The 26441-nt window shown below is 74.2% G+C and carries 21 protein-coding genes; 11 read left to right on the forward strand and 10 right to left on the reverse strand.

The window, feature by feature from the left end; genetic code table 11:
- The first annotated feature begins 234 nt into the window (after positions 1–234).
- From ACFWBF_RS22370 to ACFWBF_RS22380, 3 genes are all read left to right on the forward strand, one after another.
- Positions 235–1491 (forward strand): MFS transporter, encoded by a 1257-nt coding sequence (locus ACFWBF_RS22370; protein ID WP_385604584.1) that lies wholly within the window; start codon positions 235–237, stop codon positions 1489–1491.
- A 153-nt stretch (positions 1492–1644) separates the two neighbouring features.
- Entirely contained in the window at positions 1645–2559 is a 915-nt protein-coding gene (gene surE, locus ACFWBF_RS22375) for a 5'/3'-nucleotidase SurE (RefSeq protein ID WP_385604587.1), read from the forward strand.
- Positions 2560–2633: 74 nt separating this feature from the next.
- Positions 2634–4226: a carboxylesterase/lipase family protein gene (locus ACFWBF_RS22380; protein WP_385604590.1), complete on the forward strand. Its 1593-nt coding sequence runs from the start codon at positions 2634–2636 to the stop codon at positions 4224–4226.
- Here ACFWBF_RS22380 and ACFWBF_RS22385 read toward each other — a convergent pair.
- Genes ACFWBF_RS22385 through ACFWBF_RS22410 form a run of 6 tightly spaced genes read right to left on the reverse strand, consistent with a single transcriptional unit; the run spans position 4223 to position 10133 of the window.
- Complete coding sequence (locus ACFWBF_RS22385; RefSeq protein ID WP_385604593.1) at positions 4223–5311, reverse strand: DUF2330 domain-containing protein; 1089 nt, start codon at positions 5309–5311, stop codon at positions 4223–4225. The genes ACFWBF_RS22380 and ACFWBF_RS22385 overlap by 4 nt on opposite strands.
- Positions 5308–6015, reverse strand: a complete 708-nt coding sequence (locus ACFWBF_RS22390; protein ID WP_385604596.1) for an HAD family hydrolase — start codon at positions 6013–6015, stop codon at positions 5308–5310. Before ACFWBF_RS22390 ends, ACFWBF_RS22385 begins: the two co-directional genes overlap by 4 nt.
- Positions 6012–7106, reverse strand: coding sequence for an ABC transporter ATP-binding protein (locus ACFWBF_RS22395; RefSeq protein ID WP_385604599.1), 1095 nt, complete (start codon positions 7104–7106; stop codon positions 6012–6014). Before ACFWBF_RS22395 ends, ACFWBF_RS22390 begins: the two co-directional genes overlap by 4 nt.
- 5 nt (positions 7107–7111) lie before the next feature.
- Positions 7112–8065 (reverse strand): ABC transporter permease, encoded by a 954-nt coding sequence (locus tag ACFWBF_RS22400; RefSeq protein WP_385604602.1) that lies wholly within the window; start codon positions 8063–8065, stop codon positions 7112–7114.
- Positions 8053–8964: an ABC transporter permease gene (locus tag ACFWBF_RS22405; RefSeq protein WP_385604605.1), complete on the reverse strand. Its 912-nt coding sequence runs from the start codon at positions 8962–8964 to the stop codon at positions 8053–8055. Before ACFWBF_RS22405 ends, ACFWBF_RS22400 begins: the two co-directional genes overlap by 13 nt.
- On the reverse strand, positions 8964–10133 hold the full coding sequence (locus tag ACFWBF_RS22410) for an ABC transporter substrate-binding protein (protein ID WP_385604608.1): 1170 nt from the start codon (positions 10131–10133) through the stop codon (positions 8964–8966). The genes ACFWBF_RS22405 and ACFWBF_RS22410 overlap by 1 nt, the downstream gene beginning before the upstream one ends.
- Positions 10134–10372: 239 nt before the next feature.
- Here ACFWBF_RS22410 and ACFWBF_RS22415 point away from each other — a divergent pair, with 239 nt between their 5' ends.
- Positions 10373–11119 carry a GntR family transcriptional regulator gene (locus tag ACFWBF_RS22415; protein WP_385604611.1) on the forward strand — a complete coding sequence of 249 codons (747 nt, stop codon included), beginning with the start codon at positions 10373–10375 and terminating at the stop codon, positions 11117–11119.
- Here the strand turns inward: ACFWBF_RS22415 and ACFWBF_RS22420 are convergent.
- Entirely contained in the window at positions 11116–11994 is an 879-nt protein-coding gene (locus tag ACFWBF_RS22420) for an NAD-dependent epimerase/dehydratase family protein (protein WP_385604614.1), read from the reverse strand. The two genes, ACFWBF_RS22415 and ACFWBF_RS22420, sit on opposite strands and share 4 nt — an antisense overlap.
- A gap of 71 nt (positions 11995–12065) precedes the next feature.
- Between ACFWBF_RS22420 and ACFWBF_RS22425 the strand changes: the two genes are divergently transcribed.
- Positions 12066–12950: a LysR family transcriptional regulator gene (locus ACFWBF_RS22425; RefSeq protein ID WP_385604617.1), complete on the forward strand. Its 885-nt coding sequence runs from the start codon at positions 12066–12068 to the stop codon at positions 12948–12950.
- Complete coding sequence (locus ACFWBF_RS22430; protein ID WP_385604621.1) at positions 12947–14509, forward strand: hypothetical protein; 1563 nt, start codon at positions 12947–12949, stop codon at positions 14507–14509. The genes ACFWBF_RS22425 and ACFWBF_RS22430 overlap by 4 nt, the downstream gene beginning before the upstream one ends.
- Here ACFWBF_RS22430 and ACFWBF_RS22435 read toward each other — a convergent pair.
- Positions 14499–15182: a hypothetical protein gene (locus tag ACFWBF_RS22435; RefSeq protein ID WP_385604624.1), complete on the reverse strand. Its 684-nt coding sequence runs from the start codon at positions 15180–15182 to the stop codon at positions 14499–14501. The two genes, ACFWBF_RS22430 and ACFWBF_RS22435, sit on opposite strands and share 11 nt — an antisense overlap.
- A gap of 241 nt (positions 15183–15423) precedes the next feature.
- On the opposite strand from ACFWBF_RS22435, the gene ACFWBF_RS22440 reads away from it, so the two are divergent.
- The 4 genes from ACFWBF_RS22440 (at position 15424) to ACFWBF_RS22455 (ending at position 24126) form a co-directional block, all read left to right on the forward strand.
- Positions 15424–18780 (forward strand): FtsX-like permease family protein, encoded by a 3357-nt coding sequence (locus ACFWBF_RS22440; protein ID WP_385604627.1) that lies wholly within the window; start codon positions 15424–15426, stop codon positions 18778–18780.
- Entirely contained in the window at positions 18777–21554 is a 2778-nt protein-coding gene (locus tag ACFWBF_RS22445) for a hypothetical protein (protein WP_385604630.1), read from the forward strand. The genes ACFWBF_RS22440 and ACFWBF_RS22445 overlap by 4 nt, the downstream gene beginning before the upstream one ends.
- Positions 21551–22501: an ABC transporter ATP-binding protein gene (locus ACFWBF_RS22450; RefSeq protein WP_385604633.1), complete on the forward strand. Its 951-nt coding sequence runs from the start codon at positions 21551–21553 to the stop codon at positions 22499–22501. The genes ACFWBF_RS22445 and ACFWBF_RS22450 overlap by 4 nt, the downstream gene beginning before the upstream one ends.
- A gap of 143 nt (positions 22502–22644) precedes the next feature.
- Complete coding sequence (locus ACFWBF_RS22455) at positions 22645–24126, forward strand: condensation domain-containing protein (protein ID WP_385604636.1); 1482 nt, start codon at positions 22645–22647, stop codon at positions 24124–24126.
- A 29-nt stretch (positions 24127–24155) separates the two neighbouring features.
- Here the strand turns inward: ACFWBF_RS22455 and ACFWBF_RS22460 are convergent, their stop codons facing one another.
- Positions 24156–25400 carry an RNA polymerase sigma factor gene (locus tag ACFWBF_RS22460; protein ID WP_385604639.1) on the reverse strand — a complete coding sequence of 415 codons (1245 nt, stop codon included), beginning with the start codon at positions 25398–25400 and terminating at the stop codon, positions 24156–24158.
- A gap of 95 nt (positions 25401–25495) precedes the next feature.
- Positions 25496–25852, reverse strand: coding sequence for a YciI family protein (locus tag ACFWBF_RS22465; protein WP_385228849.1), 357 nt, complete (start codon positions 25850–25852; stop codon positions 25496–25498).
- 210 nt (positions 25853–26062) lie between these two features.
- Here ACFWBF_RS22465 and ACFWBF_RS22470 point away from each other — a divergent pair, with 210 nt between their 5' ends.
- Positions 26063–26428, forward strand: a complete 366-nt coding sequence (locus tag ACFWBF_RS22470; RefSeq protein ID WP_385604642.1) for a hypothetical protein — start codon at positions 26063–26065, stop codon at positions 26426–26428.
- The last annotated feature ends 13 nt before the right edge of the window (positions 26429–26441 follow it).

Consider the following 26441-nt stretch of genomic DNA (forward strand, 5'->3'; position numbering starts at 1 on the left):
TCAGTGGCCGCAATCCGATGGTTACACGTGCCTAACCAAGCCTTCACGCCTCGGTCACGATCTGCACAACGACCTCCCGCAAGCCCTGGCGGAGCCCCCGAATGGGTGCTACACAGTGTCCAGCGCCGCTGGTGACACGTGTAACAACACCTCAAGTCCGCGCCCCGGGTCGCGACACCGCTGCCCTCTCCCCCACCCCCGCGTTCTCCCCGCTCCGTCCCCCGAGGAGTCGTCATGGCCACGAACGAGATCACCGACCCGCCCACCGCCCCGCCGGCCCCGCAACCGCCCCGCCAGCGCGGGCTCCTGCCCCTGCTGCTCGTCGCCAACTCCGCGATGATGGCGGTCTACATGGGTGTCGGATCCGTCCTCCTCCCCACCCAGATCGCCGCGATCGCCCCCGATGACAAGGTCGCCGTCCTCGGCCTCATCGGCGGCGTCAGCGCGATCTTCGCGACCGCCTTCAACCCCATCGCCGGAGCCCTCTCCGACCGCACCGGACGCCGCAGCCCCTGGATCCTCGGCGGCGCCCTCGCCTCGCTCGCCGGCCTCGCCTTCCTCGGCAGCGTCACCACCGCGCTGCTCGTCGGCATCGGCTGGTGCCTGATCCAGGCGACCATGAACATCTACCAGGCCGCCGTCACCGCGATCGTCCCCGACCGCATCCCCGCCGTCCGCCGCGGCACCGCGTCCGCCCTCGTCGGGCTGGGCCTGCCGATCGGCGGCACGGTCGGCGTGCTCGTCGCCTCGCAGACCGTCGGCCACCTGCGCACCGGCTACCTCGTCTTCGGCGCGATCGTCGCCGTGGCCGCGCTGCTGCTGACGACCTTCTGCCGCGACCTGCCCCGCACCGAGCCGGCCCCGGCCCCCGCCGCCCGGCCCAAGGGCGCCCAACTGGCCGCGTTCCTCTCCTCCTTGGCCCACCACGACTTCCGCTGGGCCTTCATAGGCCGCGCCCTCATGGTCCTCGGCTACTTCTCCGTCGTCGGCTACCAGCTGTACATCCTCGACGACCACATCGCCCTGCCCGACGGTCTCTCCCCCGCCTCCGCGATGGCGGCCCTCACCCCCGTGTCGATGGTCGCGATGGCGCTCTCCACCGTCGTGGGCGGCCTGCTCTCCGACCGCTGGAACCGCCGCAAGGTGTTCGTCGGCGTCTCGGCCGCCCTGGCCGGGCTCGTCATGGTGGTGCCCGTGATCAGTCCGACCTGGACCGGCATGCTCGTCTTCAGCGCGCTCAACGGCCTCGCCTTCGGCTGCTTCATGGCGGTGGACACCGCGCTGGTCACCCTGGTCCTCCCCCGGGCCGAGGACGCCGCCCGCGACATGGGCGTCCTCAACGTCGCGAACGCCGGGCCGCAGATCATCGCCCCGTTCGTCGCCTCCGCGATCGTCACCGGGCTGGGCGGATACACCCCGCTCTTCCTGGCCGGTGGCGCCCTCTCGCTGATCGGAGCGCTCGCCATCCTCCCGATCCGCAGCGTGCGCTGATCCCCTCACCACCCCCCGCACCACCCCCCGTACCCACCCCCCGTACCCACCCCCCGTACCCACCCCCCGTACCCACCCCCCGTACCACGCCCCGTACCCACCCCCCGCACCCACCGACCCACCCATCCGCACATCCCTCCGAAGGAGCACTCCGTGAGACACAAGCGAGTTCTGCCACTGGCCGCGCTGATGCTGTGTACGCCGGCCCTCGCCGGTACGGCACCGGCCGCCGCCGCCCCGCAGACCGCGCCCGCAGCCCCGTCGGCGCCGCTGCGGATCCTGCTCACCAACGACGACGGCTACAACGCACCCGGCATCCGCAAGGCCTTCGCCCGCCTGACCGCCGCCGGGTACGACGTCACCATCGTCGCCCCGCTCACCAACCAGAGCGGCACCGGCACGAAGATGGCGAGCGCTCCCGCCATCGCCGTCCAGCACCCCGAGCCGAAGGTCTGGGCGGTGGACGGCACCCCCGGCGACTCGGTGGCCTTCGGCCTGGCCGAGGTGTTCGAGGGCCGAGCCCCCGACCTCGTCGTCTCCGGCACCAACTTCGGGCCGAACCTCGCCTCCCTCGCCACCCACTCCGGCACGGTCGGCGGCGCCGTAGCCGCGCTCGAGTACGGGGTGCCGGCCATCGCGCTGAGCACCGGCGGGCTCGCCGTCCCCGATCCGGTCGCCACGGTCAACGCCATGGATCCCACCGTCGACTTCGCGGTCAAGCTGATCGACCGGCTGAGGACGCGCGCCCGCAGCGGTCCGCTGCTGCCGAAGGGCGTCGGCCTGAACGTCAACCACCCGGTCATCGGCGCCGACGGCAAGGGCGTCGCCCGCGGTGTCGCCACGACCTTCCAGGATCCGCAGGCGCCGCTCCGCCCGGACTTCACCGACTCCGGTGACGGCACCTGGAAGGTGAACGTACGGCTGAGCGTCCAGCCCGCCGCGAAGGGCGGTGACGTGGAGGCGGTGAGCGCCGACCGGATCGCCGTCAGCCCGATGAACGCCGACTGGAACACGGGGCCGGCCGACTTCGCGGTGACCTCCGCACTGCTCTCGGGACTGCGCCCGTAGCCTCCCCCGGCCGGCGGGCCGGGGCGGGAGCGCGCACCGCTCCGCCCCGGCCCGTCCCTACCCCAGGACGACTGATGAAGCGGTTCCCATCAGCAAGGCCCCTGCTCGGTACGGCACTTGCCCTGACGACCTGCGCCGCGCTGCTCGGCTCGGCGGCCCCCGCCGCCGCCTCGCCCGGCAGCCCTCCCCGCCCCCGCGTCACCCTCGCCCAGGGCACGCTCCGCGGCCAGACGCACGACAGCGCCCAGGAGTTCCTCGGCGTCCCGTACGCCGCTCCCCCGGTCGGGGAGTCCCGGTTGCGTGCACCGGCACCGCCGCAGCGTTGGAGCGGGGTGCGCGAGGCGACCCGACAGGCGCCCGCGTGCCTGCAGTTCTCGCCGTTCGGGCTGCGGGATCCGCAGGCCGTCAGCGAGGACTGCCTCTACCTGGACGTGTACCGGCCGCGCACCGCGCACGCCGGAGCCCGGCTTCCGGTGATCGTGTGGCTGCACGGCGGCGCGTACAGCCAGGGCACGGGAACCCAGTTCGGCGGCCGCACGATGGCCGATCTCACCGGCAGCGTGGTGGTCAGCATCAACTACCGTCTGGGGCAGCTCGGTTACCTGGGCCTGCCCGAGCTCGCCGGGGAGAACGAGCGGCGTTCCGGCTCCTTCGGGCTGATGGACCAGGTCGCGGCGCTGCGCTGGACCCGGGAGAACATCGGCGCCTTCGGCGGCAACCCCGGCAGCGTGACGGTCTCCGGGCAGTCCGCGGGCAGCGGTTCCGTCTGCGCCCTGCTGGCCGCCCCGTCGGCCGCGGGCCTGTTCCACCGGGCCGTGCTGCAGAGCGGTCCGTGCACACTGCTGCGTACGCCGGACAGTGCGCGGGCCGCGACCGAGGCGCGGGCCTTCGCCTCCCGGGCGGGGTGCGCCGAGCCGGCCGCGGTGGCGGCCTGTCTGCGTGCCGCGACGGGCCCGGCGCTGGTCGAGGCGGCCCGTACGCTGCCCACTTCGGGTCCGGCGTCGGGTGACGGGCTGCTGCCGCTCGACCCGGCCGCCGCCATCGGGGCCGGGGCCTGGAACAAGGTGCCGGTCCTGATCGGGAGCACCCGCTCGGAGGCACGGATGTTCGTCGCGCTGTCGCAGCCGTACCTGACGGCGGACGAGTACACCGCGCAGGTCCTGGCGGGTTACGGGGCTTCGGGGGCGCAGGTGCTGGCCCGCTATCCGCTCTCCGCCTACGGTTCGCCGTACCTGGCGATGTCGGCCGTCATGACGGACTCGACCTTCGCCTGTCACACGGCGTGGACGGCTCAGCTGTTCGCCGCGCAAGTACCCACGTACGTCTACGAGTTCGACGACCCGGACTCACCGACGCTGGCCGGTGCGCAGGTGCCCGGCCTCGATGAGTCGAACGCGCACAGCGCCGAGCTGGCCTATCTGCACGACTTCACGATGGGCGAGCGCCCGCTGACCGCGGCGCAGAGCGCGCTGGGCACCCGGATGAAGCGGTACTGGGGTGCTTTCGCCCACTTCGGTACGCCGGTGGTGCCGGGGCAGACCCGCTGGCCGGCGACCGACGGCCGGGGTACGGCCCTGACCCTCAACCCCGGCTCGACGCAGTCGAGTTCGACGTTAGCGGCGGACCATCAGTGCGGCTTCTGGGCCGCTCAGGCCCGGCTGGCCTAGGCAGTGGCGGCGGCCCGGTTCCGCCGCCGCCGCCGGGCGCGCAGGCCCACGAACAGCGCCGTCGCGGCCGCCGCGGCGGCGCCGGCCACCGTCAGGAGCCAGACCGGGATGCCGCCCGCGACGGTGAGCAGCTCGTCGTGGTAGATGGCGCGGCGGTAGGGGACGTCGGATGCCGCGGCCCGGAGCTCGTGGTCGCCGTCGATGCGGCCCGGCTCCGGGAACTCCTGCTCGATGGCGGTGAGATAGGCGGGTTTGCCGTCGGTGAGGCCGGCCAGGGCGTTGTCCTTCGGGGTGACGGTTCCGGCGAAGGTCACCTTCGGGTCGGCGCCGCCGATCGGGGAGGCGGGCTGCATGCGGTGGTCTGCCAGGACGTACAGGCGCAGGGACTGGGGTGTCTTGGCGAGGCGGGACAGTCGCATCGGGTAGACCAGCCGGTCGCTGTCGAAGCGGATCCGCAGCGGGTCGAGGTGGCCTTGGAGCTTCTGGCCCTGCCGGCGCGGGGCGAGGCGGACGGCGACGTACTCCCACTTCTGGTCCACGTAGGGCTTCAGTTCGGTGGCGAGGCCGTCGGGCAGCTTGAAGCCGTTGCTCTCCAGCCAGTTCCGCAGCGCGTCGGGGTCGGTCGCGGTCAGGCGGGCGACGTCGAAGTCACCGAGCTGCTCGCGGCCGACGACGTCGACCGAGGCCCCCGCGCCGGGCGCGGGGGCTCCGGCCATGTCCCTGGAGTGGGAGGAGAAGGGCCAGTCGTCCTCACGCGGCCAGAAGTAGTGGCGGACCTTCTCCTGGGGCCGGGTCAGCGAGGTGAGTTCACTGAACATCGCCCCGTCGGCGAGTTCCACGCTCGCCCGCCCCGGGACGGGCATGATCCAGGCCGCCCGGGCCGCGTCGCCCCGGACGGTGAACCTCATCACGATCTGTTCCGCCCGGCCGTCCCAGCGCACGACGGAGGTCTCCTGCTCGACTCCGATCCGGGAGTAGCCCTCGGGGATCATCGCCCCGCAGCCGCAGGCGTACGCCGGGCTGATCAGGGAGCCCAGCTGCGTCGTGAGCAGGGCGAACAGCAGTACCAGGATTCTTCGTTTCATCCACACGGGTGCTCAGACGGCGGCCGGCGCGATCCGGTTCCGGCCCTGAGGCATGCCCGCAGGAGCTCCGGGGTGACCTCCTCCAGGGACCGCGCGAAGGTGCGTACGCGGGTTGCCGGCACGGCCAGGAGCGACGGGACCACCAGCACCCCGCACCCGGCGGCCTCCGCGGAGGCGGCGCCGTCCGGTGAGTCCTCCACCGCCACGCACGCCCGCGCGTCGAGGCCGAGGCGGCCGGCCGCGGAGCGGTAGGGGTCCGGGTGCGGTTTGGTGAGTTCCGTGTCGTCCGCGGACAGGGTGAAGGCGAAGGGGACATGGGCCAGGGAGCCGCCGACCACCGAGTCCACGACCACCCGCGGCGAGGCGCTGACCAGGGCGAAGGGCACGCCCTGCGCGTGGAGTGCGGTCAGCAGCCGGTCGGCGCCGGGGCGCATCGGCGCGCCCGCCTCCACACGGCGGAAGAAGTCTCCGGTCAGCGCCGCCGCCACCGCGTATGGGTCTCCCCCTCCCGAGACCCGTACGAGGTGGGCGGCGGTGTCCTCGACGGCCCGGCCGACGACCTCGGGCGCGTCCGCCTCGCCGAGCCGGTGGCCGAGGCCCAGCGCGACCTCCTCGGTGGTGCGCCACCACAGCACCTCGGTGTCGACGAGGGTGCCGTCCATGTCGAACAGGACGGCGCCGAGGCCGTCGGCCGGCCCGGTCACGCGGAGCCGGCCACGACGAGGACGGGGCGTTCTGCGAGACCCACGGTCGCCCGCGCGCCGGGGGCCAGGTGGTGGGCGTCCCGTGACGGCAGGTCGGCCTTGACCGTCCGGCCGCCGGCCAGGTCGAGGTGGAGCCTGGTCACGGCGCCGAAGAAGGACGCCGAGACGACGGTGGCCGTGCCCGACGTGGCGGCCGTCACGGTGATGTTCTCGGGGCGGACGAGGACCTCCACGTCGGGGGTGGCCGGCACCGGGCCGTCCACGGGCAGCCGGGTTCCGGCCACTTCCACCAGGCCGGTGCCGGTGAGCCGGCCGGGGAGCCGGTTCATGGTGCCGACGAACTCGGCGACGAACGGTGTCGCGGGCCGCTCGTACAGTTCGGCGGGGGCGGCGCACTGCTCCAGCTTCCCGGCGTTCAGGACGGCGACCCGGTCGGCCATCGACAGGGCCTCCTCCTGGTCGTGCGTGACGAACACGGTGGTGATCCCGAGGGAGAGCTGGAGCCTGCGGATCTCGTCGCGCAGGTTGGCCCGTACCTTGGCGTCGAGCGCCGACAGCGGCTCGTCGAGCAGCAGGACGCGCGGGCGCAGGGCCAGGGCTCGGGCGAGTGCGACGCGCTGCTGCTGGCCGCCGGACATCTGGTGCGGGTAGCGGTCGCCGTGGTCGGGCAGGCCGACCAGGTCGAGCAGTTCGGCGGCCCGCTCGCGGCGCTGCGCGCCGGGTACCTTGCGCACGCGCAGGCCGAAGGCGACATTGTCGCGGGCGCTGAGGTTCGGGAAGAGGCTGTAGGACTGGAAGACCATGCCGGCGTCGCGGCGGTTGGCCGGTACGCGGGTGATGTCCTCCCCGTCGACCAGGACTTCGCCGGAGTCGGGCTGTTCGAAGCCGGCGACGACGCGCAGGGCGGTGGTCTTGCCGCAGCCCGACGGGCCGAGCAGGGCGAGGAGTTCGCCGGGCTCGATGGTGAGGTCGAGCCCGTCCAGGGCGGTGGTGGAGCCGAACGCCCGGCGCAGGCCGCGGAATTCGACGCGCGCGCCCGCCGGGGCGGCCGTATCCGCCGGCTTCCTCGCCGCGGGAAGGGTGGTGGACATGAGGGTCAGGACTCCTTGCGGGAAGTACGGGAGACGCGGGCGGTACGGGAGACACGGGCGGTACGGGAGGCCGCGGGGGCGGAGGCGACCGCGGACGGATTGGTTCCGGCCCGCGAGAGGAGGAGCAGGAGCAGCCAGGTGATGAGGAGGCTGAGGATGGAGACGGCGACCGACATCCGGGCCTGTGCTCCGGAGATCGAGACGATCCACACCGCGAAGGGCTGGAAGCCGAGCAGCGAGGCGATGGTGAACTCTCCGAGGACCAGGGCCAGGGTGAGGAAGGCGGCTCCGGCGAGCGAGGCCCGCAGGTTGGGGATCAGCACGCGCAGGACGACGTACGGCCAGCTCGCGCCGCAGCTGCGGGCGGCCTCGACGAGGGTCGGTACGTCGACGGCGCGCAGGCCGGCGTCGAGCGAGCGGTGGACGAAGGGCAGGGCCAGCACGGTGTAGGCGAGGACCAGGACGACGGGGAAGTCCTCGTTCTGGACGGCCAGGAAGGTCTGGTAGAGCGGGGTCCGCGAGAGGTGGTCGGGGCCCCAGCGCAACACGGTGGTGATGCCGGTGACCAGGGCGATGGGCGGCACCACCAGCGGCAGCATGCACACCACCTCCACGACGGGGCGCAGTCGGGGCGATCCGATGCGTACGGCGATCAGCGCGGGCACCGCGAGGAGCAGGGAGGCCGCGATGGTCGCGGCGGCCAGGCCGAGCGAGAGCAGCAGGCTGTCGGTGAAGCCGTCGGCGGCGAGGAGCTCGGTGTACGCCTCGAAGGTGGTCCCCCGGCCGGGCACGTGCACGGTGAAGACGAAGGAGGCGGCGAGCGGCAGGAGGAAGTACGTGCCGGCGAGGGCGAGTACGGCTCCGCGCCATACCCGGGGGCGGGGGCGCGGCCGGCGCGCGGTCACCCGTACCGCGGTGGCTTCCTCGGTCGTGTCCACGGTCGGGGTCATCGCAGCCATCGGGCGCTCCGTCGCTGGAGGGGCAGGTAGACCGCCATGACCAGGCCGGCGATCACGATCATGTCGAGGCCGAGGGCGAGCGCCACGTTCTCCTGGCCGGTGAGTACGTTGCCCGACAGCGCGTCCGCGATCTTGAGGGTGACCAGCGGGACCGAGCCGCCGACGAGCGCGGCGGCGGTGGCGTGGGCGGCGAAGGCGGTGCCGAAGAGGAGCACGAACCCGCCGAGGAGGGAGGGCGCGAGTACGGGCAGGCCGACGTGGCGCCAGAACTGCCAGGCGGTGGCCCCGTTGTTCTGGGCGGCTTCGCGCCATTGCGGGCGCAGACCGTCCAGTGCGGGGACGATGACCAGCACCATCAGCGGGGTCAGGAAGTAGAGGTAGACCACGGCGAGGCCGGTGAAGGAGTACAGGTTCCAGCCGAGGTCGGTGAGGTCGGCGAGCTGCGTGAGGACTCCGGAGATGCCGGCGGTGGCGATGAACGCGAACGCGAGCGGGACCCCGCCGAAGTTGGCGAGGACGCCCGAGGCGGTCAGCGCCGCTCCGCGCAGGGCCTGGGAGCGGGAGGTGACCACGGCCTGCGCGACGAGCACGCCGAGCACGCCGCCGATCAGGGCGGTGAGGGCGGAGAGCTGGACGCTGCCGAGGAGGGAGCCGAGGTAGGGGCCCTGGAGGGAGCGTGCGAGGTGCTCGCCGGTCAGCCGGGTGGCGCCGGTCGCGGTGTCGGTGCGGGTGACCGCGCCGAAGGCGATGGCGCCGAGCGGGATGCCGAAGCAGAGCCCGGTGAAGGCGAGGAGGGGGAGGACGGCGAGCCAGGTGCGCGGGCCGCTCCGCCGGCGGCGGGTGGTTTTGCCGCCGCCGGCGGTCCCCGTCGGGTGGGGGGTGGGGGTGGGGGCAGACATCAGCTGAGGGCCTTGTCCCACTTCTCGGCGAGGGTGGCCTTGGCCTTGTCGAGCTCGGTGGAGGCCGGGAACGACGGTGTGCCGGTGACCTGCGGGAGCTTGGTGACGGCTGCCTTGTCGACGGTGCCGTCCTGGGTCATGGCGGGGAGCAGGACCGGTCGGGCGTGGCCCGCCAGCCACAGGTTCTGGCCCTCGGCGCTGTAGAGGAATTCCATCCACAGGCGGGCGGCCGCCGGGTTCGGGGCCTCCTTGTTGATCGCCTGGGAGTAGAACTGCGCGTAGACGCCGTCGGTGGGGATGGCCACCTTCCAGTCGACTCCCTTGCCCTTGAACTGCTCGGCGTAGCCGGCGTTCAGGTAGTCCCAGTCGATGGATATGGGCGTCTCGCCCTTCTCGACGGTGGCCGGGGTGGACTCGACGGGGATGAAGTTCCCGCTCTTCTTCAGCTGTCCGAAGAAGTCGATGCCCGGCTGGATGTCGGCGAAGGAGCCCTTGTTGGCGAGGGCTGCCGCGTAGACGCCGCCGAAGGCGGAACCCGACTTGGTGGGGTTGCCGTTGAGGGCGACCTTGCCCTTGTACTCGGGCTTCGCCAGGTCGGCGAAGGACGTCGGGCAGTTGGGGATGCGGGCTGCGTCGCAGCCGATGGAGACGTAACCGCCGTAGTCGTTGTACCAGCGGCCGTCCGCGTCCTTCTGGGAGTCGGGGATCTTGTCCCATGCGGTGACCTTGTACGGGGCGAAGAGGTTCTCGGCGGCGCCGCTGCGGGCGAAGGCGATGCCCAGGTCCAGGACGTCGGGGGCGCGCTTTTGGCCCTTGCGGGACTTGACCGCGGCGATCTCGTCGGAGCTGGAGGCGTCCGGGTTCTCGCTGCTGATCTTGATCTTGGGGTACTTGGCCTGGAAGGCCTTGACGATCGCGCCGTAGTTCGCCCAGTCCGGGGGCAGCGCGATGACGTTGAGGGCACCCTCCTTCTCGGCGGCGGCGACGAGGCCGGCCGAGCCTGCGAAGTCGGCGACCGAGGTCGCGGCGCCCGGCTGGACCTTGTTCTTGCCGTCGGCGGCGGCCGAGCCGGCGGGCTGGTCGGGTGCGGCGCCGCACGCGCTGAGCGTGGTGAGCACGGCGGCACTGAGCAGTACGGCCGCGCCGCGACGGGCGGGGGAACTGAGCACGGTCTCTCCCGGAGACTGGGGCAAAGGAGGGGTTCACTTGTCTGAACAAGTTGGCTCCAGTTCGCCCGGGCCCGCTGTACGGACGGTGAACGGCGGCCGTCCGGCGGAGCACGTCTCGACGAAATCGATCGATTGACCGAAAGAGGTCGTGACAACGGGCCTTGAATGATCAAGGTGAGGGGTACGGGCGACCCGCTGGCTAAGGTGGCCGACAGACGATGATCAAGGGGGCGCACAGGATGGCGACGGTCCGGTACGTGGAGATCGCCGAGGCGCTGCGCACAGCGATCCTGAGCGGCGAGTACCCGGTGGGCGCCCGGCTCCCCTCGGAGAGCGACCTGGCCGCGCGCTGGTCCGCCTCGCGCGGGACCGTCCGTCAGGCGGTGGCGACGCTCGCGGCCGAGGGGCTGATCGGGTCCCGGCAGGGCGCCCGGCGGATCGTGTTGCGCAAGGAGCGGCGGCACAGCTTCGGCGAGCTCAACAGCTTCGCCCAGTGGGCCGAGGGGGTCGGGCACGAGGTCCGCAGCACCTTCCTGTCCCGCACCCGCCGGGCCGCCTCGTCGCAGGAGGCGCAGCGCCTGGCACTGCCGCCGGGCACGGAGGTCCTCGCCGTGCTGCGGCTGCGGCTGCTCGACGGGGAGCCGACCATGGTGGAGCGCACCGCGTACGCCGACTGGGTCGCGGCGGCGGTCGAGGCGATGCCCGAGGACTGCCGCTCCGTCATGGACGGTCTGGCTGAAGGTTCGGGGATCGTCGCCCACTACGGCGAGCACCTCATCGACGCCCTGCCGGCGGGCAGCGAGGACGCCCGGCTGTTGGGGATCCGGCGCGGAAGCCCGCTGCTGCGCCAGCGGCACGTGTCGGCGACGGCTTCCGGCCGCCCGATCGAGTGGTCCGACGACCGCTACCTGGCGGGCAGCGTCACCTTCAGCGTGAGCAACTCGGCGGTGGCCACACCCCTGGAGCGACACGCGGGCGACCGCTAGCGCGCGGACAAAGCCTCGGCAGACGCCGCCGCGGCCGCCGCGGCCGCCGTCTCCGCGATGGCCCCGGGCAGCCAGTCCGCGATCCGGCCGAAGTCGAAACCCAGGGCCGCGGCCCGGCCGTTGTCCAGGGCGTAGGCCCGGTCGAAGGAGAACGGCGAGGCCGCGGCGCCCTCTTGGACCACCCGGTACCGCGGCCGACGGCCGACTCCCGCGCCGACGAGCTCGCAGAGCTCCCGTACGTCCGGCGCTCCGTGGGAGGCGGCGTCGACCGCGCCGGTGAAGGTCCCCTCCGCCGCCCAGTGCAGGAAGCGCGCGATCTCCCGGTGGTGGATGAAGGAGGTCGGGTACGGGGCTTCGTGTACGTCCACCGGCAGCCCGGCCCCGATCCGCTCGACGTAGTGCGCGAGGCGCCCGGTGAACTCCGCCCGGCCGCCGCCCAGGACGTGTGCGGTCCGGACGGTGACGAACTCGAAGGGCCGGGTCCCGCCGGGGTGGCCGCCCAGGAACACCGCCTCGGCCCGCCGCTTGCCCTCGGCGTAGCGCAGGGCGTCGGGGGTCGGCGGCGCCGGGTCGTACACCTCCATCGTGGAGGTCATCACGTACCTCCTGGTGCGCCCGGCGAAGACGCGGCGGGCGATCTCCGCCTGGCGGGGCGTGTAGCAGACCTGGTCGATGACCACGTCGAAGGTGCGGGCGCCCAGCGCGGTGCGGAGCTGGGCCTCGTCGTCGCGGTCGGCGACGAGGCGGCCGACGCCGCCAGGGGGCGCGGACCGGCCCCGGTTGAGCACGCTCACCTCGTGCCCGGCCTCCACCAGCCGCCCGACCAGCAGCTTCCCGAAGTACCGGCTGCCGCCGATGACAAGAATTCTCTTCATGACTCCGACACTGCCGCTGTATCGTCCCCAGCGGTACTGATCAGATGCTGATCCCGTCGTAAGGAAACCTGATGATCGATGTGCAGGGTTTGCGCATCCTGCGGGCGGTCGCGGAGCACGGCAGCTTCAACAAGGCGGCGGGAGCACTGCTCCTGACCCCGTCGGCCGTCTCCCAGCAGATCGCCTCGCTGGAGCGCAGCCTCGGCCACCCGGTCGCGGTGCGCTCCACGCGCGGGGTCACCCTCACCGAGCCGGGCCTGCTGCTGGTGGAGGCGGCGGAGACGATCTCCGCCGAACTGGACCAGGTCCGCCACGAGATCGACCGGATCACGGCCGGGCGGCCGCGGTTGACGATCGCCACCTTCGTCAGCGGGGGCAGGCGCCTGCTGCCGCGGGCACTGTCCCGGTTCGTGGCCGCGCATCCGGACGTGGAGCTGACGGTGGTGGAGGCCGAACCGGAGGCCGCGGTGCCGATGGTGCGCGGCGGCGCGGCCGATCTCGCGCTGACGTACCACTTCGACGGGCCGCTGCCGCTGCGGGCGGGACTGGACTGGCTGCCGTTGATGGACGATCCGCTGTGGCTGGTGCTGCCGGCCGGCCACCCCCTGGCCGGGCGCACCACCGTCAGCCTCACCGAACTCGCCGGTGGGCGTTGGGTGCTCGGCTGTCTGAAGACCGGGGCGTATCTGCGCCGGTACGCCTCGCTCGCCGGGTTCGAGCTCCGGGTGGCGGCTTCCACCTCGGACTACTTCTTCGCGCAGAGCCTGGTCGCGGCGGGTGTCGGCGTCGCGCTGATCCCGCAGGTTTCCCTGGAGCCGGCCGGGGCGCTGACCGCCGTACGGGTCGAACCCCCGCGTCCCGCCCGGCACATCGGGGTGCTCTCCCCGCTCCGGCGCCGGCCGCGGCCGTACGCCGAGGCGCTGACCGAGGCCCTGACCGCGGCGGTGGAGGGGTGAGCCACCTGCTGCGCGGCCTCGCCGCCAACCCCTCGCTGCCGCCCGAGCTCGTCGACCGGCTGATCGCCCTCGTGGTCTCGGCTACGGCCGCGGACCCCGACGACGATCCCTCCGCCGATCTCGCCTACGAGCTCTCGGAGCGCGCGGACCTCACCCGTGCCCAGGTCCTCGCACTGGCCGCGCACGACGAGTACGCCGCGCTGCGCCTCGCCCGCGGGGGCCTGCTGACCGCCGCCGACGTGGATCCGGTGGCCCGGCCCCGGGTGGCACTCGTCCTGCTCGACGAGCGTGCGGGGCCGGCGCGATGGGCCCGGCTGCTGGCCGCCCACCCGGACCGGGAAGTCCGGTGGACGCTGGCCTCCGCCCCCGGCCTGCCGCTCGATGTGGCGCGGAGCCTCGCGGCCGACCCCGACATCGGTGTGGTCGCCGAGCTGGCGCTGTGGACGGACGCTCCCGAGGTCATCGGCCGCCTCGCGGCGCACCCGCACGCCGAGGTCCGGCGGAAGGCGGCCTACAACGAGGCCACGCCGCCTGCCGCCCTGGCGGCGCTGATCACCGGCGAGGGACTCGCTCCGGCCGAGGCGTGCCGGGTCTGCGACCGCGAGGAGGTCCCGTTCACGCACGATCCGCTCTGCGCGGCGGTGGACTGCGAGCTGTTCGGCGACGAAGCCTGCGCCGGCGGGCACGAGTCCACCGTGCGCGACATGCTGCACACGGCCGCGGGGAACCGGGCCACCCCGCCCGGTGCCGCGGCCCTGCTCGCCGGCCACCCGTCGATGACGATCCGCCGGACCCTCGCCGAACGGGCCGACCTGCCCCCGTCGTTGTACGCCCGGCTCGCCGAGGACACCGAGCCCGGGGTCCGGCAGGCGGTCGTCGCGAACCCCGCCGTCGACGAGCCGCTGATCCGCGCCCTGGCCGCCGCCGACGACCCCGACCTCGACCGATCCGCCCTGGCGCGGCATCCGCGGGTCCCGCTCGACGTGCTCGCGCACCTGGCCCGCACGGTGCGGATCCGCCCCGGGCCCCTGCCGCGGATCGAAGCCGCCTCCCCCGAGGAACTCGCCGGGCTGGCCGCGTCCCCGCATGCGGGCGTACGCATGCTCGCGGCCCGCCGGCGCGACCTTCCCGCAGAGGTGCGCGACGCCCTGGCCGCCGACCCGGACGCGTCGGTGCTGAAGACCATCGCCCCGCACCCGGGCATCGCCGAGGACCGGCTGCGCGCGATGGTCGCGCGGCACGGCGTACGGGTGCTCGTGAAGGTGGCGTCCAATCCGGATGCCTCGGCGGCCCTGCTGGCGGATCTGGCCCGCCACGATCCCCCCGTGCGGCGGGCCTTCCGCGAGATCGCCGCACATCCGAACGCGACGGCGCAGGCGCTCCTGCCGTGCCTGGCCGTCGAGGAGACCCGGGCGCGGGCCGCCGGCCACCCGGCCCTGCCCCCGCCGGTCCTCGTCGACCTGCTGACCGCCGAGGACCATGCGGCGGCGGAGGCCGCGGCCGCCAACCCCGCCCTTCCGCGCCCGGTGATGGAGGAGCTGATCGCCCTCAGGGTGTGACCGGCGCCGGGGTGACGTCGGCTTTCCCCACCAGAGGCTGGACGGGGGCGCCCTCCTTGACGGTCACGGGGATGCCGCCGCTCGCCTTCTCCAACTGCTTCTTGAACTCGGGCGAGGCGGCGCCCTCGGCGGAGGAGGTCACCTCCAGTCCCGTGGCGCCCTGGCCGACGGAGCAGGTGTGGATCGGGAAGGCGGGTTCGAGCGCCGTCACCTTGTCCATCGCGGCGCTGAGGGCCCGGTGCGTGTAGGGGCTCAGGTACAAGTCGGCCCGGGCGGGGTCGGCTTGCGGATCCGCCTCGTGCGCCGCGGCCACCAGGAGGCGGCCCCGGGCGAGGTCGGTGACGCACACGGCCACCCGGCCCGCGGGGTGGTCGGTGATCTGGGTGGAGTAGACGTCGGCGAAGGCGCCCCGCCCCTGCCCGCCGACGGCCTGGGAAAGCCGGGCCCCTTCCGGGGTGTTGGCCGGGGTGCCGTCGATCAGCGTCGGCGGGGACTGCGGGGTGCCGGGGTCCACCACCGGGCACGGTTCGGGCGAGTCCGCGCCGGCGGCCCCGACGGTCCCGGTCATCGCGCGCCCGGACGGATCCGCCTTCGTCGCGGTGCCGCAGCCGGTGAGCAGTACGGCGACGGTCAGGGCGGCCATGCACGCGAACTGAGCCGTGGTTCTGCGCATATTTTGCGTCCCCCTCGAAATCCGGTGCCGGTGCGGTCGGCGCGTGTGGGACGCGCGGGCCCGGCCGCCGGTTCCGTCAGCGCGGGACATGTGCCGTCCGAAATGGCCCTCTTGCGGAACCGTGTCACCGACTTGTCCAACCGGTTGTACCGGTCACTCACGTCCCTTCCACAATGCGTTCGAATCTGACAGCATCGTCCGCTATCCGGTGCCAGTGGTCCGGACGGGGAGGGAACGGCACATGCTCGGCTTCGTCGTGCGCCGGCTGCGCGGGCGATTGCCGCTCGCCGCCGTCGTACTGCTCACCGTACTGATCACCACCACGGTGCTCACCGCACTGTTCGCGTTCACCCGTGGCGTGGGCGAGGCCGGACTGCGCCAGGCGCTCCAGGAACCGGCGGGCCGCGCGCGCAGCACCGTCCTGGTCACCGGGGGGCATCCGGTGGCCGCCCGCGGCAAGGACGACGAGGCCGTACGGGCCCTGGCGCGCGAGCTGTTCGGGCAACTGCCGGTCGGCGTCGAGAGCGTGGCCCGCAGCCGCTCGTACGGGCTGCCCGGTGCGCGTACTCCCGGCAGGGACGCGGACCTCACCCTGCTGGCTGCCTTCGACCACGAGCGACTACGCCTCCTCGCGGGCCGGTGGCCACAGCCCGCCGGCGGCTCCGGCGGGGCGAGCGGCTCGGGCGGCCCCGTCCAGGTGGCTGCCCCGAAGACGGCCCTGGCCCGGCTCGGGCTCGCCGAGGGGGCGCTGCCGGCCGAGGTGCGCCTCGACGACCGTTCCGGCGGCGCCCCGTTCACCGTGCTGGTGACCGGGGTCTACCAGTCGGCCGAACCCGATTCCCCGTACTGGCGGCTCGACCCGCTGGGCGGGCGGGAAATCCAGGTCGCCGGCTTCACCACGTACGGGCCGCTGCTCGTGGACGACTCCGCGTTCACGGCCGGCGGGGTGCCGCAGAACGACCGCGCCCTGCTCGTGACGCCCGGCTTCGCCGCCGTGACCAGCGCGGACGCCGAGGCGGTCCTGGCCCGGGCGCCCGGCACGACCGTACGCTTCCAGCAGACCACGCGCCTCCAGGTGCAGACCGAACTCCCTGCGCTGCTGCGTGAGTTGGAATCGGGGCAGACCGTGGCCCGGTCCACCCTGCTGGTCGGCGCCCTGCAACTGGCCGTCCTCGCGGCGGCCGCGCTGCTGCTCGTCGCCCGCCTGCTGACGGACCGCCAGGAGGGCGAGCGCGTACTGCTCACCGCGCGCGGGGCCTCCCGCCGCCGGATCGGGGCCCTCGCCGCGGCCGAATCACTGCTGCTCGCGCTGCCCGCGGCGGTCCTCGCCCCGCTGCTGACCCCGCCACTGCTGCGGCTGCTCGGCCGGTTCGGCCCGTTGGCCCGGGTGCCGCTGGACACGTCCATGACCTGGACCCTCTGGCCGGTGGCGGCCGGCTGCGCCCTCGGGTGCGTCGTGCTGACCACGCTGCCCGCGATCCCGTTCGGGGCCGCGGGCGCCGCCCCGCGGCGTACCGGCCGCCGCCAGGCGATCGTCGCGGGAGCCGCCCGCTCCGGCGCCGACCTGGCACTGGTGGGGCTGGCCGTCCTCACCTACCAGCAGCTCTCCCACTACAGCGGCGGTCCGCTCGGCACCGGGGCGCAGCGCGGCGGCCTGTTCGGCGTCGATCCGGTGCTGGTGGCCGCGCCGACCCTGGCCGTGTGCGCGGGCACCCTGCTGGTGCTGCGGATCCTGCCCTTCGCCGCGCGGCTCGGCGGGCGGATCGCCGCCCGGGGCCGCGGTCTCGGCCCGGCGCTCGTCGGCTGGCAGTTCGCCCGCAGGCCGCGGCGTGCCACCGGGCCCGTGCTGCTGCTGGTGCTGGCCGTCTCCAGCGGGGTCCTCGCCCTCGGCCAGCAGACCGCCTGGTCGGCGTCCCAGCGCGACCAGGCGGACTTCGCCACCGCCGGCGGCCTGCGGATATCGGGCAGCGAACTGCCCCCGATGGGCCGCGGGGGCCGGTACGGAACGCTGCCCGGCGGCGAGCGGGTGATCCCCGTGATCCGCGTCCGGCAGGAGCTGCCGGGCGGCCGGCCCGGGCAGGTGCTCGCGCTGGACGCCCGCGGTGTCGCCGAACGGGTCCCGCTGCGGGCCGACCTGCGCGACGGCCGTGCGATGCGCGAGCTGTTCGCCCCGCTCGCGCCGGGCGCGTCGAACGGCTCGGACCCGAACGCCTCGGACCCGAACGGCATCGTGCTGCCGGGGCGGCCGCAGCGCATCGACCTCGACCTGAACGTACGGCCCGCCGGCGCGGGCGGCCGGCCGCGCCTCGGGCTGCTGCTGCGCGACCGGTTCGGCCTGACGTACCGGACTCCGATGCTCCAGCTCCCCGACAACGGCGACGCCGTCGTCTCCGCGAACATCGGCGCGCTGGTCGGCGCCCCGCTCGGATCGGCCGCCACCCCGCTGAGCATCGCAGGGCTCGTGTTCACGTACGACAACAACGGGCCGTCGAACTACGGGCCGGGGCTCGCCGCCGGGTCGGAGGCGGCCGGTCTCCCGCCCGTCGGTACGGCCAAGGCCTACGACGAGCTGACGGTACGCGGCATCTCCGTCGCCGAAACCCCTGGCGCCGCGGCCGTCCCCGTCCCCTCCCCCGCGCCCGGCTGGCAGCTGTCCGCCCCGCCGCTCACCGACGGCACCAAGCCGGCCGAACTGCTCGCACCCCAGGCCGGGGCCGCGGAACTGCTGCGGCTGCGCTACCGGGACGGGGTCGGCGACATCGGCGGCGTACAGCTCGGGCTGACCCCCGGCGGCGCCGTCGCGGCCGAGGTGCCCGGGATCGCGACCCGCGCCTACCTGACCGCCGTCGGCGCGGCTGTGGGTGACGTGGTGCCCGTCCCGCTGGGCGGGGCCTCCGTGCCGGTACGGATCACGGCCGCGGTGGGCTCGCTCCCGGTCGCGGGCGACACCGCGCTGGCCGTCGATCTGGCCACCGCCGGGCGGGTGCTGGCGGCCGGCGGCGGGCGGGAGCTGCCCCCCGCCGGCGAATGGTGGCTGCCGGCCGCCTCCGCCGGTGACACCGCCCCGGCGCGCGCCGCCGCCGCGCTGCGCGCCGACGGAGGGACCCAGCAGGTGCAACTGCGCGAGGAGGTGGCCGCCGCGCTGCTGGACGATCCGTTCAGCGCCGGACCGCAGAGCGCGCTGGCCGCCCTGGCCGCCGCCTGCGCGGTGCTGGCCGCGATCGGCTTCGCGGCCTCCGCCGCGGCGGCCGGGCGGGAGCGGGCCCGGGAGTTCGCGGTACTGCTGGTGCTGGGGGCGCCCCGCCGGGGCCTGGCCCGCAGCGCCGCCGTCGAGGGCTGCGTACTGGTGGGCCTGGCCACCGCCGTCGGGCTGGGTCTGGGCGCGGCCGTCGTCCACCTGGTGGTCCCGCTGATGGTGCTGACGCCCGCCGCGGCCCGTCCCGTACCCGAGGTGCTGGTGGACCTGCCGGTCGTCGGCACGCTGCTGCTGACGGCGGCCATCGCCACGGCGCCGCTGCTGTCGTCGGTCCTGGGCGGCCGCCGCAACCGGACCGTCCGGAACGCGGCCGCCCGGCTGCGGCACGTGGAGGACATGTGAGCACCCAGAGCCCGACCACACCGACGCCCTCGGACGGGCCCGAGCGCGAGGAAGCGCGGCCCGCCGCCCGCCCGCCCGCGCCGGCCGCGCCCTGGGTGCGGACCCGGCTGCGTGCCACGCCGGTGGCCGCCCTGCTCGGCGCGGCCCTGGCCTTCGTCGCCGTGCTGCTGGCCGCCGCCCTGCCGCGCGCCCTGGACCGGGGCAACGACCAGGCCCTGCACGCGTTCCTGCACGCCGGCGGTCCCGGCCCGACCAGCCTGCTCGCCAACTCCACGGCCCGGTACGGGGAACAGACCCCCCAGGAACTGGACGCCGTACTGGCCACGCTGCGCTCGCGCATCGGCCCCGGCTTCACCCTGGCCGCCAGCGGCCCGGTCCACGGCACCTTGGCGCTCAAGCCCCGCAAGCTCGAAAACCCGGAACTCACCCGCCCCGAGGGCGTTTCACCCCAACTCAGCCTGGCGCACCTGCGCGAGGCCGCCGCCCACACCCGGCTGGTGGCCGGGCAGTGGCCGGGCGCCGGCACGCCTGACGGGCCGGTGCCGATCGCGCTGTCCCAGAGCGCGGCGCAGACCCTCGGCATCCGGGTCGGCACGGTGCTGGACTCCGCCCCCACCGTTGCCGGACCGGCCACCGCGGAGGTCGTCGGCCTCTACACCCCCGTCGACGACGCCGACGCGTACTGGGCCGACCTGCCCTGCCTCACCCACGCCTGTCTGGCCAGCACCACCAAGAAGATACCGCTGACGTTCTGGCAGACCACGGCTCTGGTGGGGGCCGAGCGGCTCGACCGGCTCGCACCGTGGGGCGAGGAAGCCACGGACTTCTGGCGGCTCCCGGTGGACGTCGACGCGCTGCGCACCGACCGGCTGCCCGCCACGTCCGAGGCGCTCGCCGCATACCTCACCGGCCCGACGGCCACGCGGCTGACCCAGGACACCCACCGCCCCGACCTGCGCATCACCTCGCGCCTGCCGGACCTGTTCACCCAGGCCCGGGCCCGGCAGCAGGCCGCCGCGCCGCTCGCCGCGATCGGCCCGGCGGGGGTCGCCGGCGTGGCCGCCGTGGTGTTCTGCCTGGCCGCCGCGCTCGGCGGGGACCGGCGCGAGGGCGAGCTGCGGCTGCTGCTGGCCCGCGGCGGATCGCGCCGCTCCATCGTGGGACGGCTGCTCGGGGAGGGCGCCGTCACCGTACTGCCGGCCGCCGTGCTCGCGACGGGGCTCGCCGTGGCGCTGCTGCCGACGCCGCGGCTGACCGCCACCCTGCTCGCGGCGTCCGCCGCCACGCTCCTGGCCCTGCTGGCGTTCCCCGTACGGGCCTTCGTGCTGCTGTCGGCGCCGCGCGGGCCGAGTCCCCGGCGCCGACTCGTCGGCGAGCTGCTCGTCCTCGCCACGACGGTGGCGGCCGTCCTGGAGGTGCGCGGGCGCGGGGTCGCTCCGGCCGGGGCCGGGCTCGATCCGCTGCTGGTCGCCGCCCCGCTGCTGCTCGCGCTGTGCGGCGGCCTGCTCTTGGCCCGGCTCCAGCCCACCCTGGTCGGAGCCTTGGCCCGAGCCGCGGGACGGGGCCGGGCGCTGATCGGCTTCCTCGGCCTGGCCCGCGCCGCACGGGGCGCCGGCGGGCGGGCCCGGCCGTCGGTGCTGCCGCTGGTGGCGCTGCTGCTCGCGGTGACCATCGGCGGGTTCGGGGCCACCGTGCTGGCGGGTGTGGACACGGCGCGGCTGGAGGTGGCCCGGCAGGCGGTCGGCGGTGACGCCCAGATCGCCGCGCCGTCCGAGGCCGTGGTCCCGGACGAACTGGTCAGGGCCGCGGCCGCGCTGCCCGGCGTACGGACGACGTCGAGCGTATGGCTCGACGAGGGTGCCTACCTCTTCGACGCCGACCTGGGCTACCTCGATGTCAACGTCGTCGTCGTCGATCCGGCCTCGTACGCGGAGGTGGCCCGGGTGGTGGGTCGCGGCGGGTTCGACCCGGCCGTGCTCACGGGCGGCCCCGCGGGCGCCCCGGTGCCGGCGCTCTTCAACCGCGACCTCGCCGGACGCAGGCCCTCCGGCACCCACCAGCTGCGGCTGAGCAACGGCGGGGAGCTCCAGGTCAAGTCCGCCGGGACGGTGGACGGCACGCCCGCGCTGGCGGGCGGCAAGGCCACCCTGGTGCTCCCGGCCGGGCCGGTCACCGCCGCGACGGCGCAGACCGCGCGGCCCAACCGGTGGTTCGCGCTCGGCGACTTCGACCAGGAGCAGCTGAGCGAGCTGGTCCGGGCGAAGGCCCCGGCCGCGAACGCCTCGCGGTATCTGGTGCGCACGAGTTCGGCCAAGGTCGCCGAACTCGCCGCGGATCCGCTCCAGCGGTCGGCCGAGCGGCTGTTCTGGGCCGCCGTGGCCGGCGTCGCGGGCTTCGCACTGCTGGCCGTACTGCTCACCCTGCTGCGGGCGGCGCCCGAACGGGCGGCGCTGCTGGCCCGGTTGCGCACGATGGGTCTGCGGCCCCGGCAGGGCGTCCTGCTGATCCTGGCCGAGTCGCTGCCGCAGGCGGTGGCCGCCGCGCTCGGCGGTGGGCTCGTCGCGGCGGCCGCGGTCGCCCTGCTGGGCCCGGCGGTGGACCTTTCGACCCTGGTCGGCTCGCCGGTGCCGACCGGTCTGCGGCTCCTCGTGCGGCCCGTACTGACCCAGGCGCTGGGCCTGGCCGTCCTGGTCGCCGTGGCCGTGCTCGTGGAGGCGGCGACATCCGGCAGGCGACAGATCACCACCGAGTTGAGAGCGGGAGACCAGCGGTGAACAGCGAGCAGCCGACGTACGAGGAGCTGCGGCAGCGGGCGCTGGCCGCCGCCGAACCGCGCAGGCACGGAGCGGACACCGCCATCGCCTGTGAGCGCCTGGTACGCATCTTCAGTACGGCGGGTGTGGAGGTCCAGGCCTTGCAGGGGCTGGAACTGACGGTGGCCCAGGGGGATTTGATGGCCCTGGTCGGGGCCTCGGGCAGCGGCAAGTCCACCCTGCTGAACATTCTGGCGGGGCTGGACGTGCCGACGGCCGGCGCGGCGAGCGTCGGCGGCTACGACCTGCTGGAGATGTCCGCGCGGGACCGGCTGCGCTACCGCCGGGAGGCGGTGGGCTTCGTCTGGCAGCAGACGGCGCGCAACCTGATGCCGTTCCTGACGGCGGCGCAGAACATTTCGCTCCCGATGCAGTTGAAGGGCGGCGGGCGCGGCGCGGCCAAGCGGCACGCGGCCCGCACCGGTGAGCTGCTGGAGGCCCTGGAGATCGGGGATCTCGCCGACCGGCGCCCGGCCGAGCTCTCGGGCGGCCAGCAGCAGCGCGTCGCCATAGCCGTGGCCATGGCGAACGATCCGGCGGTGCTGCTGGCCGACGAGCCCACGGGCGAGCTGGACTCCGAGACCGGATCGGCGGTCTTCGAGGCCTTCCGGACCGTCAACCGGGAGCTGGCCGCGACGGTGGTCATCGTGACCCACGACCCGCTCGTGGCCGGGGAGGTCCGCCGTACGGTGGCGATGCGCGACGGCCGCACGAGCACCGAGGTGCTGCGCCGCACGGTCACCGACGAACACGGCGAGGAGTCGGTGAGCGAACGCGAGTACGTCATGCTGGACCGCACCGGCCGCGTGCAGCTCCCGCAGAAGTTCCTGGAAGCCCTGGGCATGGAACACCGCGTCGCGGTCGACCTGGCCGCGGACCACATCGAACTGCGCCCGGACGAGCACTGAGAGCCGGGGGTGGTCGTCGAGGTCGCGAGCGTGATCGGGTCCGCGCTGTGCCTCGGGTGGTGAACCGGCTGGTGGGCGTCACTTCCGTGGGGCGGGTGTCGTTAGGGGCTGGGGGTTGACTCGGGGGGCGAAGGGATGACGGAATGCGGCAGTTTCCTCTGGAGATGCACCACATGGCACCCGGCCGGGTCGTCGAGTGGCGGTTGCGGTCCACGGCGGCGCAGGCCCCCGGTGCGGACGATGCGGCGGACAGGCGGGCGTCCTTCAACCAGGACAAGCACTTCACCGTCGCCGAGGAGAGCCGCGCGGCCGATGACCCCGTCGCGTCGTGGATCGCGGTCACCTTCGAGGTCTGCGGGGCGCTCGACGAGCTCGCCCTGACCCGGTCCCTGCTGGCCTTCGTGCAGCGGCACGAGGTGCTGCGGTGCGAGTTCCGCCGGCTCGCCGGGGAGCTGGCGTGCGCGCCCATCGCCCCCGACGAACTCGTCCTCGACACCGTGCCGGTGGCCGCCTTCGCCACCTCCGAGGCGCTGAAGTACTTCCTGATCGACCGGTTCAAGCGGAGCATCGACACCCTGTCGTGGCCGCTGTTCACGATGGGCGCCGTCCTGCGCGAGGATTCCGCGACCGTGTACCTGGCCTTCGACCACATCGTGTGCGACGGCCTGTCGATGCCGATCGTGGTCCAGGAGGTCCAGAGCGCCTACGAGGCCCTTTGCCGCGGCGAGGAGCCGCTCGTGGAACCCGCGCCGAGCTACCTCGACTTCGCCGAGGAGCAGCGCCGCCGCTACCTGTCCATCGACGCCGGCGACGACCGCCTCACCTATTGGAAGTCGTTCATCGCGCGCGGCGGCGGCGAGTTCTTCCCGCGCTTCCCGCTCGAACTGGGTGTGGAGCCGGGCCGGATGTACCCGATCGTCAACGAGGCCTCGCCGCTGCTGGACGCCGGCGAGGCCGAGGTGTTCGAGAAGGCCTGCCTGGCGGTCGACGGCAAGGCGTTCATGGGCGTGCTCGCCGCCGTCGCCGTGTGCCTGCGCGAGGCGGGCGGACCGGGCGTGTACCGCGGGTTCATGCCGGTCAGCGAGCGCGGCCGGGCCTCGTGGACGGGATCGGTCGGCTGGTTCGTCAACACCATGCCCATCGAGTTCGACGCCTCGCCGGGCCGGGACTTCGCCCAGGTCATGGCCGCCGTGCGGGCCGGCTTCGGCGAGATGATCGGCCATATCGACGTACCGTTCGTCCGGGCCTGGGAGTTGCTGGCGCCCGAGGAGTTCGCCGCCCGCTCCTGGCCCTACCCGGTGAACTTCTTCTCGTACATCGACATGCGCAAGTGCCCGGGCGCCGAGCGCCACGAGGACTGGCGGCCCTCCACCCACGTGTGGTCGGCGCGCGCCAACGGTGCCTGCTCCTGGTTCCAGCGGGACGCGGACGGCCTGCACATGAACTCGATCTACGTGGACACCCCCGTCGCCCGCCGCACCATGGACGACTTCCAGGAGGCGTTGCGGCTCACGGTCCGCGAGATCGCCCGCCACGGCTCGCTGCGCCGCCCCATCGCGCTGACCGCGCCGCGCCGGCCCGCGCGCACCCCGCTCGACGTGGCGGGGTACGGCCGTCGCGCCTGACGGGCCGGCGGCCGGGCGGCCGGGGCGCGTCAGCCGTCGATCAGGCGGGCAGCGCGCTGCCGCAGCAGGGCCTGCTCGCGCGCGTTGCGCGTGAGGGAGGCGGCCCGTTCGAACTCCGCGCGGGCTTCCGCCCGCCGGCCGAGCCGCTCCAGCAGGTCACCCCGTACGCTCGGCAGCAAGTGGTAGGCGCGCAGGGCCGGTTCCGCCGCCAGCGCGTCCACCAGCACCAGCGCCGCGCGGGGCCCCTCGGCCATGGAGACGGCGACCGCACGGTTGAGCTCGACCACCGGCGACGGGATCAGCTCGACCAGCCGCGCGTAGAGCGCGGCGATGGTCCGCCAGTCCGTGTCCTCGTAGCGGAGCGCGTCCGCGTGGCAGCCGGCGATGGCGGCCTGGAGGGAGTACGGGCCGGTGCCGGCCCGGTGCATGGCCTCGACTCCGCGGCGGATCAGCATGCGGTTCCACTTGGCCCGGTTCTGGTCGGCGAGGAGCACCGGCTCGCCGTCGGGGCCGGTGCGGGTGGCGATCCGGGAGGCCTGGAACTCCAGGAGCGCCACCAGCCCGTGCGCCTCGGGTTCCTTGGGCATCAGGCCGGCGAGGACGCGGGCCAGCCGCAGCGCGTCCTCGCAGAGGGCGGGGCGGACGAGGTCGTCTCCGGCGGTCGCCGAATAGCCTTCGTTGAAGACGAGGTAGATGACCTCCAGTACGGAGGCGAGCCGTTCCTCGCGGTCGGCTCCGTACGGGACTTCGAACGGGACCCCGGCCTTGGCGAGCGCCCGCTTCGCGCGGACGATCCGCTGGGCGACGGTCGGCTCGGTGGTGAGGAAGGCGCGGGCGATCTCCTGGGTGGTGAGGCCGCCCATCAGGCGCAGGGTCAGCGCGATGCGGGCCTCGGTGGCGAGCACCGGGTGGCAGGCGGTGAAGATCAGCCGGAGCAGGTCGTCGTCGATGTCCTGCGGGTCGGCCGGCTCGGCGGGCGGCGGTGCGTCCTCCAGGCTCCGGCCGACCTCGGCGAGCTTGCGCGCGTAGGTCTCCTTGCGGCGGACGAGGTCGATCGCGCGGTGTTTGGCAGTGGCCATGAGCCAGGCGCCCGGCCGGTCGGGGACGCCGGTCTGCGGCCACTGTTCCAGGGCCGCGACGAGAGCGTCCTGCGCGAGCTCCTCGGCGATGCCGACGTCGCGCACGATCCGGGCCACGCCGGCGATGATGCGCGCGGACTCGATCCTGTACACCGCTTCGACCGCCTGGGCCGTACTCGCTGCCGTCACGGCCACCCATCAGAGCAGCCGTGACGTGGCAGGGCAAACGCGGGGCACACGCGGGGGGCGGGGCGAGCGCCGGGGCCACCGGTGCGGCGCCCCGCGGCGGGTCACATCTCTTCGATCTGCCGGACCTCGGCGCCGACGTTCCAGTGCGCCGGGTGGATCTCCAGGAACCGCTTGGTCCACTCGATGGCCTCGGCCTTGTCCTTGCACTGGATGAGGGAGTAGCCGCCGACGACCTCCTTGGTCTCGGTGAAGGGGCCGTCGGTGTAGCTGATCTTCCCGCCGGACCAGCTGAGCCGGGTGCTCTGGGAGGTGGGCAGCAGTCCGGCCGTGTCGAGCATGACCCCGGCCTTGGTGATCTCTTCGAGCAGCGCGCCCATGCGCTTCTCGAAGTCGGCCGGGAAGGCCTCGGTGGGCAGGTTCTGCTCGTCGATGCGGATCAGCGTCAGGAAGCGCGGCATGGTGACTCCTCGGTCGTGGGGGCAGGGCTTCCCTGCCTCTCACCCCTGCGTCGAACGGGAAGGGTCCGGATCGACAGCTCCCCGGCAAATTCTTCAAAGAATCTTCCGGGGCGGCCACCGGGCGGATTCCCGGGGTGTCCGGAGGCCCTGCCCGCCGGGGCTACCGGCGAGTAGGATCGCCGCGCCCAGTCCCTCAGAGAGGATCACCCGATGCCGCGCACCCCCTCCTCCCCCGCCCTGCTCGCCGGCCTGCTGGCCGGCGCCGCGGTGGCACACGCGGTCGCGCCGAAGCAGTTCGACGCGATCGTCCCGCGCTCGCTGCCCGGCACCCCGCGGCAATGGACGTACGCGAGCGGGGTGGCGGAGCTGGTCCTGGCCGCCGGGGTCGCCCACCCGCGCACGCGGCGTGCGGCGGCGCTGGCGACCGCGGCGTTCTTCGTCGGCGTGTTCCCGGCGAACGTCAAGATGGCCGTGGACGCGCGCCACGGCTCCGCGGGCGCGCGGGCCGCGACGATCGCCCGGCTGCCCCTGCAGATACCGCTCGTCCTGTGGGCCCGCAGCGTGAGCCGCGGCTGAGCCACCCGTCTGG

Origin of the sequence: Streptomyces sp. NPDC060028 (assembly GCF_042736725.1) — a bacterium.
Classification (GTDB): Bacteria; Actinomycetota; Actinomycetes; order Streptomycetales; family Streptomycetaceae; genus Streptomyces.

Excerpts from the sequence above, each read along its gene's own strand:
- ACFWBF_RS22370 (WP_385604584.1), top strand. The coding sequence starts at position 235 with ATGGCCACGAACGAGATCACCGACCCGCCCACCGCCCCGCCGGCCCCG.
- ACFWBF_RS22380 (WP_385604590.1), top strand. The coding sequence starts at position 2,634 with ATGAAGCGGTTCCCATCAGCAAGGCCCCTGCTCGGTACGGCACTTGCC.
- ACFWBF_RS22385 (WP_385604593.1), bottom strand. The coding sequence starts at position 5,311 with ATGAAACGAAGAATCCTGGTACTGCTGTTCGCCCTGCTCACGACGCAG.
- ACFWBF_RS22395 (WP_385604599.1), bottom strand. The coding sequence starts at position 7,106 with ATGTCCACCACCCTTCCCGCGGCGAGGAAGCCGGCGGATACGGCCGCC.
- ACFWBF_RS22400 (WP_385604602.1), bottom strand. The coding sequence starts at position 8,065 with ATGGCTGCGATGACCCCGACCGTGGACACGACCGAGGAAGCCACCGCG.
- ACFWBF_RS22405 (WP_385604605.1), bottom strand. The coding sequence starts at position 8,964 with ATGTCTGCCCCCACCCCCACCCCCCACCCGACGGGGACCGCCGGCGGC.
- ACFWBF_RS22415 (WP_385604611.1), top strand. The coding sequence starts at position 10,373 with ATGGCGACGGTCCGGTACGTGGAGATCGCCGAGGCGCTGCGCACAGCG.
- ACFWBF_RS22420 (WP_385604614.1), bottom strand. The coding sequence starts at position 11,994 with ATGAAGAGAATTCTTGTCATCGGCGGCAGCCGGTACTTCGGGAAGCTG.
- ACFWBF_RS22425 (WP_385604617.1), top strand. The coding sequence starts at position 12,066 with ATGATCGATGTGCAGGGTTTGCGCATCCTGCGGGCGGTCGCGGAGCAC.
- ACFWBF_RS22435 (WP_385604624.1), bottom strand. The coding sequence starts at position 15,182 with ATGCGCAGAACCACGGCTCAGTTCGCGTGCATGGCCGCCCTGACCGTC.
- ACFWBF_RS22440 (WP_385604627.1), top strand. The coding sequence starts at position 15,424 with ATGCTCGGCTTCGTCGTGCGCCGGCTGCGCGGGCGATTGCCGCTCGCC.
- ACFWBF_RS22455 (WP_385604636.1), top strand. The coding sequence starts at position 22,645 with ATGCGGCAGTTTCCTCTGGAGATGCACCACATGGCACCCGGCCGGGTC.
- ACFWBF_RS22465 (WP_385228849.1), bottom strand. The coding sequence starts at position 25,852 with ATGCCGCGCTTCCTGACGCTGATCCGCATCGACGAGCAGAACCTGCCC.
- ACFWBF_RS22470 (WP_385604642.1), top strand. The coding sequence starts at position 26,063 with ATGCCGCGCACCCCCTCCTCCCCCGCCCTGCTCGCCGGCCTGCTGGCC.